Here is a 12862-nt window from a genome sequence, read left to right as displayed (position 1 = left end):
TTCTTCAAGAAGTCGGGGCTCTGACTATTCTGTTTTTTAGTGGCAATTTGGCTGAAATACCCCTTTTATTTCTTAGCCCGCGGAGGCGGGCTTTGTTTGTGTAGTAGCGGTTTCAACCGCCGGATTATAGCTACAATAAAATGGCATTTTTGAGAGCTTGTTTGTTGGGGCGATCGCCCATTTGAGATTCGCTACTTTCTGGACTGACTGCTGTTGTTTCTGATGCTTTAGCTGGCGGTAGTGGTTCGAGCAGTTTGGATTGAGCTTCCTGAATTGAAGGGTAATTTTCAGCCCAGGATGAAATCACTTCTGAAAGAACATCGCTTTTATCGGATAAGGGTTCAATTAGCTGCGCTAGTTCAGTTAATTGTGTGGCCGAAAAGAGCGATCGCTGGTGAGTTAATAGTTCGATCAACGAGTCAATCTTTTGTTCGGGGACTGACATGGATTCCCGTTGGATTTTGTGAATTGTTTGCCGCACAAATTCTACAGACAAATCTAATAATTGTGCGATCGTCTCTAAATTCATTCCAAATGCTATCATCCGACGAATGGCTTCTAACTTCGCCTGCTGCCCACCTTGTTCGAGTCCTTCTTCTAAACCTTCTTGCTTGACTTCCTGATAAAATCGAGTTTGTCTGAGTTCGCTTAAATTTAGCATGGTGGCAATTTCCTCGCGGCTTTTTTGGGGGAGTTTGTAGACGATAATTGTTTCGATGAGGTTAATTAAATCGCGTAAAACGGTGGGATCGGACAACTGTTGGCGGGCCATTGCGATCGACTGCCGTGCTTGTTCTGCGGCTGTCTCTGCTGGCTCGATTACCAGTTTAACAACTTTGACTCCCAGCGATCGATCTGCGGCTTCTGGCAATTCATCGAGGTAAATCCGTTGCACCCGCTGACTGGTTAGGAGTTCCTGAAATTGCAGCATCTGTTCGTGTTCGATCCGACGGCTAGGATAGATGACAACCACGCGCCAAGGATTGACGGGTTTGTATTGTCGCAGATAGAGAAAGAGCTCGCCAAAGATGCGGTAGTACAAGTCGGGATCGGGTTGAAACTGAACTTCCGCTAAGTAAAATGGTTTTTCCGGTTCTTCGGTGGTGGGGAGAAATAAGCCATCGATGCGGAATGCCAGTTGTTTGATTTCGCGGGAGGTGAATTCATAGGCGGCGGCTTCTTCTGGAGGGCGATCGATCAGTTCAAAGAAGAAGCTGGGAAATTCCTGAAACAGGCTGTAGAAAATGGTGTCTGTTTTCATGAGTTGTCGATGGGAATCGAAGATTGGTATTATACCATGCCAAGAGAGGAACAAACATAACGCAAGAACCCACAATCGGGGAAATTGATTTTTAGGCTTGGCAACATTTTATGCTATTGTCTAACTTTGTTTTTACAGGAAATTTCGGATAAAATGGTCGATAACAAAGATACTACAGAAGTGCCTTTACGACCTCTTGTTTGGATGGGAGACTCTCGCAAAAATATCCGCGAGTTTCCTGAAGAGGTACAAAAAGCCGTAGGTTATTCCCTACAACTGGTGCAAGCTGGGGAAACACCTTTGTCAGCCAAGCCCTTTAAAGGGGTGGAAAGCGGTGTGTATGAAATCGTCAAACGTTACGATACCGATACTTACAGGGCAGTTTATGCTGTAAAGATTGGTGAAAAAATCTATGTATTGCACGCTTTTCAGAAGAAATCAAAGCAAGGGATTAAAACCCCACAGGCTGATGTTGACTTAATTAAAAAACGCTATCAAGACGCACTAGCTAGGGAGGAACAATTATGACAGAAGAAACTATTTTTGAAGAAAGCAGTGGTAATGTATTTGCTGACCTTGGATTGGCAGATGCTGATGAACTTTTTGCGCGAGGTAAAATCGGTATTCAGGTACTTCGCCTGTTAAAACAGCGCAACTTAGAACAGCGTGAAATGAGCGAATTACTTGGAATTCCACAGCCAGAAGTATCTCATTTAATGAACGGAGAGTTTCAACGGTTCAGCGAAGGAAAACTACTGATTTTCCTGAAGCGACTCGATACGGAAATCACCTTACATCTTCGCCCTCGTAATGGGGGAAATCAATCTGCTGAAACTGTGATATTGCTATAGGAATTGGGGAACCGATCGCCCTGTTGAATTTTTTCGCAAAGGCGATCGGGGCTTCTAGCTTTTATCTATTTGACTCGTCTCTCTCATCTTTCTGCAACTCTGTCAGGATTAGAAAGCACAGCTTGAGCACAAAGAGCAGAAGTCCTGCTTGGGGATTGAGGCAAGTGGCAACGCCCACCACTGCAAACTCGGTTACTTTCAGCAGTTTCTTTTTGTTGGACAGTTTCATCATCAGTAGTTTGAAATCGACTCTTACATCGTTTCAAAAAGGCTCGGAAGCATGGTCAGGGTAAGTGTTTGACTATTTGTCAGACTTGTCAGACTTGTCAGACTTGTCAGATTTGCCATAATTGAGAGGATAAATTTCTAGGTTTGTTAATGGCACGGCGAACGCTCCAAGCTTCTACACAAGGTATTAAAGACATCCGAAAAGCCTTGAGACGAAAACAAGGAGGACAAACTTACCTGGCTGGTGCTGTGGATTGTTCTCGACAAACCATCTGGAGTTTGCTCAAAGGCAACCCAATTGATTGCGATGTTTTCATGGATGTATGCACAAAGCTAGGGCTAAAGTGGGAAGACATTGCTGAACCAGAAGCAGCAGAACCAGTGCAAAACAAAGACTCTAATCTGGATGCGTTAGTTCAGCAAGTGCGATCGCGCCTTCTGCCTTTCATCACTGCCCCAGATAGCATCATCGGCACAATGCGGATGTTCTCAGTGAGTCAACCTGTGCCAGTGGACAAAATTTACATTGACCTGAATGTGTTAGAGCAAGTCAGTTCTTCACGTCATTTTTCTAACTGGCGGGGCGAATATGAACCAGGTAATCGCCAGGATTTCGATCGCCTGAGTTTGAGTCAGGTTAAACAGAAAGGAGTGGAGGCAATCTCAGTCATCAAAGACTACGCCAAATTGTTGGTGTTAGGTAAACCTGGAGCAGGAAAAACAACATTTCTTAAATCATTGGCAGTAAAGTGCATTCAGCCAGAGGAAGAATTTTTTGCTGATTTAGTACCGCTGTTTGTGGCGTTGCCAGAGTTTGCGAAAATGGTTCACAAAATGAAAACGTCGTGGAATCTGTTGGATTATTTGGCTAAGGAATTGGCAAACCAATCGAACGGGTGCGATGCAAATGCCAAAGAGATTTTAGTGCAGGGAAGATCGTTAGTATTGCTCGATGGCTTAGATGAAGTTCCTCCAGAGGATATCGAGAATGTGATTGATGCGGTACGAGATTTTGGATACCGCAACAACCGATTGGTCATTACTTGCCGAACCCAGAGCCAGAAAGAGCTAGAAGGTTTTACGGATGTCGAAGTGGCTGACTTTACGCCAAAACAAGTCGATCGATTCGTGGAAAATTGGTTTAACATAGTGGATTCAGGTACTCAGGCATCCCTTACAACTCAATTACAGCATCAACTTCGAGCAACAGAGAACAAAACTATTGCAGAACTCACCGTTACACCTGTACTGCTAAATTTGATTTGTGCAGTGTTTCGGGATGAGCAGGGCAACCTACCTAAAAAACGCTCTCAGCTTTACGAAAAAGGGATGCGTCATTTATTGGAGCGACTGAAACGAATGCCCAGCGATCGGAAATTAACCATTGATATCAAAGAGGAGTTTTTGGCAGAGTTAGCAGTAATGCTATTTGAGAAAAATGACTATTTCCCTGAAGAACAAACTCTAGAAAAATTCATTTGTAACTATTTTGGAGTTGAACGTTCTACTGCCAGAAACATTATGAAAATATTCGAGACAGAAACCGGATTACTGATCGAGCGCTCGGCAGGCTATTGGTCATTTTCTCATCTGACTTTTCAAGAGTATTTAGTAGCGAAGTGGTTTCATGGTCATACAGGGTTAACAGGTTTGGTCAACGCTACTACAGATCATTATTGGCGTGAAGTTTTCATATTAATGGCTGAAATGTCATCAAATCTCGAACAATTTCTAGTAGCACTGAAATCCGAAATAGATTTACTATCTAATTCAAAACCTCTACTAACGAGTTTTCTTGGGTATATCGAAGGTAAATCTTTAATTGTACAAACTGAACTTAAAATCCCATATAGTTTAGCAATTATTCGGACATTCTATTTTGAAAAATGTTTATTATTTGTTTTACGTCAGACAGGGTTGTCAATCCACGCTGGATTCAAGAGTGGGGAGCCTATCCTAGATGTCATGGCTCTCGACAGCACTCTTATCCAAACCTTTATTTCGGGACATATCTGGATAGGTGGTCGAGAGCGCTTTCAGGGCGAGATGAAAAATAGAATTTCCAATTTTGTTAAAGTATTCGATGTTAATGCTTGTCAAAACGCTTATGAAGATAATCTTAAATATTTCCTTGAAAATTTACGAGATAGATTACCAAGTTCTGATGATGATTTAGATGGTTGCTTTAGCTGGTGGCAAGAAAACGGTTGTATGTGGCTCTCAGATATACATAAAGTAATTAAATATCGTAATCTATTCTTGATTTTTGGAGAACAATGGAGCGAACAATATCAAAACTTAAGTGAAGAACATCAAAATTACTTTAGGAAGTATCATACGCTTAATTGGTTCCTAATCGATTGCTTGAATAGTGATACTTCCGTCAGTAATAATGTTCGGCAGGAAATTGAGGAAACATTACTCTTGCCGAGCCAGCACAGAAATTGAAAAAAGCCCGCAGAATTATATCGATCGCCCATTTGTTATAATCAAAGTAATTCCTATCCTCACATCACCGCGCTAATGCAAATTATTCTAGAAGTCCCCGATCGCCTCGGCGAACAACTGCACGCATTGGGCGATCGCCTCCCAGAAGCCCTCGATCGCGCACTCCAGGAACTCACCCCCCCAGAAACCATCCCCTACCAAGACGAACTCCAAATCGTCGAACTGCTTGCGAGTCAACCCAGCCCAGAAGTCATCCTCGCTATCCGCCCCACGCCTGCATTGCAAACCCGGATGAGCGAATTGCTCGATCGCAATAAATCCGGTACTCTCTCGCGATCGGAAGAAGTCGAACTCGAGCGATACTTGCTCCTAGAACATTGGCTGCGCTTAGCCAAAGCTCATGCTTACAAACACTGATCGATATAGAAAACATTGCTATCGATCGCCATAACTCGATCGATACAATATACCTGAAAAAAGAACTTAAATATCCAGCGATACATGGTTTATTTCAATAAACATTGCCTTGAGTATGCTTAAATAAGTTTAGACACTTACTAACCATATTTAAACCAGTGAACTTTCAATCAGTCATTGCCACCTTAAACAAATTCTGGAGCGATCGAGGCTGCCTGATCGCCCAATCCTACGACACAGAAAAAGGTGCAGGAACCATGAATCCCCACACTTTTCTCAGAGCAATTGGCCCTGAACCTTGGTCTGTCGCCTACGTAGAACCCTGTCGCCGCCCCACCGACGGACGCTACGGCGAAAATCCGAATCGCTTCCAACATTACTATCAATATCAAGTTCTGATTAAACCTTCTCCTCCCAACATTCAAGAAGTTTATTTAGACTCGCTCAGAGCATTAGGAATTAAACCGGAAGACCACGACATTCGCTTCGTAGAAGATAACTGGGAATCTCCAACTTTAGGCGCTTGGGGCGTGGGTTGGGAAGTCTGGCTGGATGGCATGGAAATCACCCAATTTACCTATTTTCAACAGTGCGGCAGCATTGATTGTCGCCCGGTTTCGATTGAGATTACCTACGGGCTAGAACGCCTCGCAATGTATCTGCAAGAAGTCGATGCGATGACCAAAATCCAGTGGACAGATGGCATTACTTACGGCGATGTTTACCTGCAAGGAGAAATAGAACAGTGTACTTATAACTTTGAAGCTTCCAATCCTGAATTGCTGTTTACTTTGTTTGGGCTGTACGAACAAGAAGCAGAACAATTGACTAAGAAAGGATTGGTTTTGCCTAGTCTTGATTATGTGTTAAAATGTTCGCATACTTTCAATTTGCTCGATGCTAGAGGTGTGATTTCGGTAACGGAGAGAACTCGGTACATTACCAAAATTCGCAACTTGGCGCGGCGGGTGGCTCAGCTTTATTTGGAACAGCGGGAACAGTTGGGTTTCCCATTGGAGAAAGCTGTGAAGGTTTGAGAAGTAAGTAATGTGAAATTCGGGTGCATCTGGGTTTTGAAGAGGGCGAAGCATTACCGCATATAAGTTATTAGTTATAATCTTATGCTGATTGCGGTAATGCTTCGCCCCTACACACATATTTGCTTGCAGAAATATCATATTTTAAATTAATTTAATGCCTAATTATTCTGAAAATTATCCAGAAACTACTCCTCAATTGCGGGTTGATGGTGTAAGTTTTAAAACACCGATCGCCTCTAGCTACTTATTGGACAATATTTCGTTTCAGGTACAAAAGGGATCTCGCGTGGCAATTGTCGGCCCTTCGGGGGCTGGGAAAACCACGCTGTTGCGGTTGCTGAACCGACTCAGCAGCCCCACGACTGGCTCGATTTATCTGGAAAATACAGATTATCGGCAAATTCCGCCGATCGAACTTCGGCGCCAAATTACCCTGATTCTACAGGAATCGAAGCTGTTGGGGATGTCGGTGCGGGAAGCTTTGGCTTATCCTTTGAAGCTGCGGGGCGTGGCTGCATCAAACATTGCTGAGAGAATTAGCGGGGCGATCGCACAACTGCGGATACCCCAAGAATTACTCGATCGCACGGAATTGCAGCTTTCCACGGGCCAAAAGCAGTTAGTGGCGATCGCCCGCGGCATCATTCTACAACCAAAAATCTTGCTTTTAGACGAACCAACATCCGCCCTCGATGCAGGAAAAGCCGCCAACCTTTTGGAAGTATTGACACAGCTAACTAACAATCAAACCACAATTTTAATGGTCAATCACCAATTAGAATTATCCGAGCAATTTAGCACCAGAATTCTGCATTTACAGCGCGGAAAACTCATCGAAGATTTGCCATCTAATCAAATAGATTGGGTGCAACTACGACAAAATTTAATCCAAGCAGAAGCAGAAGCCCAACAAGAATGGTGAATAAACTAAAAAACATTTCTTGAGGTACGTTGTTGCGCTTCAGCGCTTTTTTATATAGAAGAAAGCGCTGAATCTCAATGAGCACCCCCACCACCAGCACCCGGTTTCACCTTTTGAAAACCCAAAATAGCAATCCCGCTTAACAACAAAGCAATTCCCACAAAGTAAAAACAATCATTAAAAGCCATCACATAAGCTTCGCGGCGCACAATACTATCAATCGCCTTAATTGCCTGTTCTTTCGCCACGCTCAAATCAGCACCGCGACTTACAAAATACTGAGTCATTTGATTGATTCGTTCCTGCGTCGCTGGAGAGTACAAAGAAACAGATTCCCCCAATCGATTCGAGTGAAATTGCTCGCGTTGAGTAACCAAAGTTGCTAGGGCCGCAATTCCCACCGAACCACCCAGATTTCGCATCATATTAAATAAACCCGAAGCCGAACCAGCCTCGTGTTTCTCCATACCAGCGGTGGCGATCGTTGATAGTGGTATCATAATTAAAGGCTGCCCCAAAGCGCGCACTAATTGCGACCAACGCAACTGATCGATACCCGTTTCATGAGTCATACTAGCATTCATAAAACAACTGATCGCAAAACAACTCACACCGATCGCAATTAGCAACCGCATATCAATTCGCTGCATCAATTTCGGTACTAGCGGTACGATGAATAACTGCGGCACCCCAGCCCACATAATCACCTCGCCAATTTGCATGGCATTGTACTGCTGGATCTGACCTAAATACAGTGGTAAAATGAACACCGAACCGTACAATCCTACACCTAACGAAACATTGACAATAGTTGCTAAGCCGAAATTGCGGCGAGTTAGCAGTCGTAGATTAATAAACGGTTTTTTTCGAGTTAGTTCAATCCAGAAAAAAGCGCCGAGAAATATAGCAGAAACTATGCTTAAACGCACAATAAAATCAGAACTAAACCAGTCTTTGCGGCTGCCTTCTTCTAACACAACTTGGAGGGAACCCAAGCCGATCGCCATTGAGGCAATTCCCCACCAGTCGCCACCTTTGAGCAGTTCTAGCCGCAACGGTGCAGGGGCGACGGCATACCACACAGCAGCTAGCAGCATCAGCCCCGGCACCAAGTTTAAATAAAAGACATATTGCCAGCCGTAATTCTCCGTCAGCCAACCTCCCAATGTCGGGCCAATCGATGGTGCAAAAGTCGCTGTCAGTGCAAACATCGCCATGCCAATCGGCTGCTTTTTGGGCGGCAAATTGGTCAGCAAAAACGTAAAAGCCATCGGAATTAAAATTCCGCCACTCAATCCTTGTAAAGCCCTAAATACAATCATTGAAGTCAAATTCCACGCCCAAGCGCAGCACATGGAAAAGAAGACAAAGAAAGCGGCATTTACCAAGATGTAGCGGCGCACTGAGAACACCTGCGACAGCCAACCCGTAATCGGAATGACGACTATTTCTGCGACTAGATAGGCGGTGGAAATCCAAGAACCTTCTTCTAATGTTGCGCCTAAAGCTGCTTGAATATCTCGGAGAGAAGCGTTGGTGATTTGGATGTCCAAAACTGCCATGAATGCGCCGAGAATTGTTCCCATGACGCCGATCCAGGTTTTTAGGGGAACGCGATCGTCGCTCTGCTTCTGGGGAATTGCACTGGTATTTGCCATTGGTTTTACCTCTGGTGTAATGAATTTGGATTTTTTAACCGCAGAGGGCGCAGAGGGCGCAGAGTAAGAGAGGGGAATCAAGAAGGAGAGAAGTTTACCAATTTTTTAGCAAATTAAACCCATTTTTTGATAAAGTGGTCTGACTAAGTTTTTTAAAGCTGGCAACTGTCTGGTAAAAATTATTGAACCTAAAATACAAATTATACCACCAAGTATGACTGTATTGGGAGAGCCGATATAATTTGCCATTCCACCTGCTACTAAATTACCAAACGGTGTCACTCCAAAAAATGCCATCGTGTAGATGCTCATTACTCTGCCACGTTTGTCGTCTTCTACTATTGTTTGCAAAAATGTGTTTCCTCCGGCAAATTGGATGATGAAACCAAATCCTACAAACAACATCATGATTAATGACAGCCACAAAATGCGGGACAAGCCAAAACCAATCAATCCAAATCCCATGATTGCTGGCGAAATTGCAATCAGTTTGCCGATGCCTACGATACTTTTTCGTCCGATTAAATAAATCGCGCCTGCAAATGCTCCGACTCCGGAAGCTGCCATCAAAAATCCGAGGGTTTGCGGGCCGCCGTTGAGAATTTTGGTGGCAAAAATTGGGACTAATACTGTGTGGGACATTCCGGCGAAGCTGACTAATGCTAATAGCAGTAAGATGGCTCGAATCGGGGGAAATCCGAAGGCGTAATCGAATCCTTCTTTTAATCTTTGTAAGGGTTTGGTATTGCTTGCTGCTATTTTACGGGGTTTGATCTGCATTGCTAATAAGCCTGCAATCACAGCGATGTAACTGATTCCGTCAATCAGAAAACAATAACTGGCGCCCACTGTACCTATTACCAATCCGGCAATTGCTGGGCCGATTAGTCTGGCTCCGTTGAACATGGAAGCGTTGAGGGCGATCGCATTTGCTAAGTCTTCTTTCTTTTCTACGAGTTCGGGGACAAATGCTTGCCGTGCGGGCGCGTCAAAGGCGTTAATTGCCCCTTGAAATAAACTCAGTACCAAAAGCTGCCAAATGTTGACGGCTCCTGTTAGCGCTAAAAATGCTAGGGCTAAGGATTGAACCATCGCTAAGATCTGAGTGGTAATTATCACTCGGTGCCGGTTCGTGCGATCGATTAAAACTCCGGCAAAAGGCAGTAAGATTAATGTGGGAATTTGACTGGTAAATCCGACTACGCCCAGCATCCAAGGTGAATCGCTTAAATTGTAGACCAGCCACACTGTAGCAACTTGGGTCATCCAACTGCCAATCAGCGAGATGCCTTGTCCTGCAAAAAATAGGCGGTAGTTTTGCGATCGCAGGGCTGGCGGAAGTTTGATTTTTTTGATTTTTGCTTGTAGATTCATGTATCAGTACGGCTTGAGCAATCCTATGTGATTCGTAAACATTTTGTCGGGATAGCACCCCTAAGCCTACGCCTAATTAGCGAGGGGCAAACATCCGTGGGCTTCCCCTAGACTTATTTTAGGAATCAAATAGAATTGCGGTATGGGCCTCTGGTTCTATTTTAGGATTTCGGAAAATTAGGATTTGAGTATTCAGGGTTTATGCACTCCTTGCAAAGAAACCGGGTTTTTTGCGTATCTGCGGGCTGCAATCTAGTATTTTTGAGAAAAAACCCGGTTTCTGGCCATCGGTGCGATCGCGAATTATCTTGTTAATTTCTTCCCTACAGCAAAACGATCGCCACAGTGATATCTTTCTGTCGCGATCGCCTGTTTAGCTAAAATTTGCTTCCGGGAACCTCAATCAATGCTCAACAGCCAAGTCCCTAAATAACGCATCAATGGAACGTCCCCAGGAGTGCGAATGCGGACGTTGAAATGGTACATTCCGCCCGGACTTGGGTTTCTGACGTTGGAGAGGACAACTTCAACGTTGTTACCGGCAGGAATTGGCTCTGCGGGATAAATTTCTATGAATCGATTTTCTTTGTCCCAGATTACTTCTTGCAATGCTATTGTTTTGTCTTTGACGCGCACTTTAATGTCTTTTTGGTCGAATTCGCCTTTGTAATAGTCTGGATAAGTAATGTTGAGTTGGGCGATCGCCAAACTTACTTTTTTGGAAGGAATTCGCAGCCGGTATCTGTCGCCAACCATTCCGGCTTTGCCGTAATCCAAGCGATAGTTTAACTGGTTGGCGCGTTCTGGGCCGCCGAAAATCGTGAATCCGGGCATCGACTGGGCTAAACTGATGGCCGGTAAGCCTGTCAGCAAGCAACCTGTAACTGCTAGTGCTGAAAATAATCGTTTCATAATCACTCCTCTAATCAAACTGCTGGTGAAGCTTAAATATCGATCGCCCGAAATTTGCGATCGAGCCTACAATATACCGAATTTCTCAATAATTCTCTCAGCCGAAACGCCCGCGCTCGCTCAATTTTTTTTTGCGTAATAATACTGACAACAGACATTCAAACTACCGAATTAGGCAGCATTGTATCATATCACCCTGGGCTGCAAGGTTAACAGTTTAGTGAATTTGAATCTATAAGACAAGTTAAAGAAGCGAGTGTAATTTTGGGGATCGGCTTTAGTATCAACGTGAGAAGCCAGCGATTGAAGTCGCACGCCAAACAAACGAAGACAGCCAGCGATTGAAATCGCGCCTACACAAACGATGTCCGCCGGACGCCGACTGGGAAATTTGAATTTCAACCTGCTCCCGTCAGGTTTTGTCTGTGTAGACGCGGTTTCAACCGCCCTGTCTATGTCTGTGTCTAGAGTATAAGGAGAGTCCATGAAATTAGCGATCGCCAAAGAAGTCGAAGCAGAGGAACGCCGGGTAGCCTTAGTACCCGACGTTGTAGCCCGATTAGTCAAACAAGGCGTCGAAGTTTGGGTTGAGGCGGGTGCGGGTGCAAAATCCTTTTTCTCGGATCTTGCTTACGAAGAAGCCGGAGCTCGTGTTGTCGCCGATACCGCTACGCTGTGGGGCGAAGCCGATGTCGTCGTCAAAATCGGGGAGCTCAAAGAATCAGAAGTTCACCAACTTCGCGAAGGAGGAGTTTTCATCGGATTTTTGAATCCCTTGGGAAATCCGGCGTTAGTACAGCGGTTGGCCGATCGCAAAATAACTGCATTCAGCATGGAAATGATTCCGCGCACCAGCCGCGCCCAAAGCATGGATGCACTATCATCCCAGGCCAACGTCGCCGGCTACAAAGCCGTACTGATTGCAGCCTGTGCATTACCGAAATATTTCCCGATGTTGACAACAGCGGCGGGTACAATTCGCCCCGCGAAAATATTGGTGATGGGTGTGGGCGTTGCGGGCTTACAGGCGATCGCCACAGCACGTCGTTTGGGCGCAGTCGTCGAAGCATTTGACATCCGCCCGGAAACAAAAGAACAAGTGCAAAGTTTGGGCGCTAAATTTATTGATGTCGAACTCAAAGAAGAAACTGTAGCAGCAGGCGGCTATGCTAAAGAATTATCAGAAGCAGCTAAAGAACACACCCGCCAAGTGCTCACCCAGCACGTCGGCGCTTCTGATGCAGTAATTACAACCGCTCAAGTTCCTGGTAGAAAAGCCCCGATTTTAGTTACCAGAGAAATGGTTTCTCAAATGAAACCGGGAGCAATAATTGTTGACTTGGCAGCAGAACAAGGTGGGAATTGCGAGTGCACGGAAGCAGGCAAAGATGTTGAATGGAACGGAGTTAATGTCATCGGTCCGATTAATTTACCGTCGTCGATGCCAGTACACGCTAGTGAAACTTACTCGAAGAATGTCTCGGCTTTGCTTCAGTTGATGCTGAAAGATAAGGAACTCAATTTAAATTTTGAAGATGATATCATTGCTGGTTCCTGTGTGGCTCGTGATGGCGAAATTAGCAACCAGCGAGTGCGGGATGCTTTGGCGGCTCAGGCTTCAGTCGTTAGTTAGATGATTGTTTGCAAGAATACCCGGCGATTGAAATCGCGGCTACACAAACAATGTCCGCCTCCGCGGACTAATGAAGCCCCGGCGATTGAAATCGCGGCTACACAAACAATGTCCGCCT

12 protein-coding genes are annotated in these 12862 nt (G+C 44.8%); 7 read left to right on the top strand and 5 right to left on the bottom strand.

The genetic code is table 11. The features are described from left to right. Nucleotides 1-130 precede the first annotated feature (130 nt). Entirely contained in the window at nt 131-1261 is a 1131-nt protein-coding gene (locus tag JGK22_RS10205; protein WP_293243363.1) for an Rpn family recombination-promoting nuclease/putative transposase, read from the bottom strand. Nucleotides 1262-1414: 153 nt separating this feature from the next. Between JGK22_RS10205 and JGK22_RS10200 the strand changes: the two genes are divergently transcribed. The 6 genes from JGK22_RS10200 (at nt 1415) to JGK22_RS10175 (ending at nt 7167) form a co-directional block, all read left to right on the top strand. Continuing rightward, nucleotides 1415-1789 carry a type II toxin-antitoxin system RelE/ParE family toxin gene (locus JGK22_RS10200; RefSeq protein WP_293178124.1) on the top strand — a complete coding sequence of 125 codons (375 nt, stop codon included), beginning with the start codon at nt 1415-1417 and terminating at the stop codon, nt 1787-1789. Then, entirely contained in the window at nt 1786-2112 is a 327-nt protein-coding gene (locus JGK22_RS10195) for an XRE family transcriptional regulator (RefSeq protein ID WP_293178127.1), read from the top strand. The genes JGK22_RS10200 and JGK22_RS10195 overlap by 4 nt, the downstream gene beginning before the upstream one ends. 378 nt (nt 2113-2490) lie before the next feature. Beyond that, on the top strand, nt 2491-4788 hold the full coding sequence (locus tag JGK22_RS10190) for an NACHT domain-containing protein (protein ID WP_293276831.1): 2298 nt from the start codon (nt 2491-2493) through the stop codon (nt 4786-4788). Between the two features lie 75 nt (nt 4789-4863). After that, the gene (locus JGK22_RS10185; RefSeq protein ID WP_293312800.1) at nt 4864-5205 is read left to right on the top strand and encodes a hypothetical protein; all 342 of its coding nucleotides are present in this window, start codon (nt 4864-4866) and stop codon (nt 5203-5205) included. A gap of 158 nt (nt 5206-5363) precedes the next feature. After that, complete coding sequence (glyQ, locus tag JGK22_RS10180) at nt 5364-6242, top strand: glycine--tRNA ligase subunit alpha (protein ID WP_293205817.1); 879 nt, start codon at nt 5364-5366, stop codon at nt 6240-6242. Between the two features lie 157 nt (nt 6243-6399). After that, nucleotides 6400-7167, top strand: coding sequence for an ATP-binding cassette domain-containing protein (locus tag JGK22_RS10175; RefSeq protein ID WP_293281451.1), 768 nt, complete (start codon nt 6400-6402; stop codon nt 7165-7167). Between the two features lie 74 nt (nt 7168-7241). On the opposite strand, the gene JGK22_RS10170 is transcribed toward JGK22_RS10175, so the two are convergent. The 4 genes from JGK22_RS10170 to JGK22_RS10155 form a co-directional block, all read right to left on the bottom strand. Beyond that, the gene (locus JGK22_RS10170; RefSeq protein WP_293217588.1) at nt 7242-8825 is read right to left on the bottom strand and encodes an MDR family MFS transporter; all 1584 of its coding nucleotides are present in this window, start codon (nt 8823-8825) and stop codon (nt 7242-7244) included. Between the two features lie 105 nt (nt 8826-8930). Further along, entirely contained in the window at nt 8931-10199 is a 1269-nt protein-coding gene (locus JGK22_RS10165; protein WP_293312798.1) for an MFS transporter, read from the bottom strand. Between the two features lie 399 nt (nt 10200-10598). Further along, nucleotides 10599-11111 (bottom strand): DUF2808 domain-containing protein, encoded by a 513-nt coding sequence (locus tag JGK22_RS10160; protein WP_293178156.1) that lies wholly within the window; start codon nt 11109-11111, stop codon nt 10599-10601. A gap of 32 nt (nt 11112-11143) precedes the next feature. Continuing rightward, a complete protein-coding gene (locus JGK22_RS10155; RefSeq protein ID WP_293178159.1) occupies nt 11144-11269 on the bottom strand; it encodes a hypothetical protein in 126 nt (41 codons plus the stop codon). 326 nt (nt 11270-11595) lie between these two features. Here JGK22_RS10155 and JGK22_RS10150 point away from each other — a divergent pair, with 326 nt between their 5' ends. Further along, nucleotides 11596-12744 (top strand): Re/Si-specific NAD(P)(+) transhydrogenase subunit alpha, encoded by a 1149-nt coding sequence (locus JGK22_RS10150; protein WP_293196695.1) that lies wholly within the window; start codon nt 11596-11598, stop codon nt 12742-12744. Nucleotides 12745-12862 lie beyond the last annotated feature (118 nt).

It is taken from the genome of Microcoleus sp. PH2017_08_TRC_O_A (assembly GCF_020738665.1).
Classification (GTDB): Bacteria; Cyanobacteriota; Cyanobacteriia; order Cyanobacteriales; family Microcoleaceae; genus Microcoleus.
Note: the sequence above shows the minus strand (reverse complement) of the source record. Positions and strands in the feature narration are given on the sequence as shown.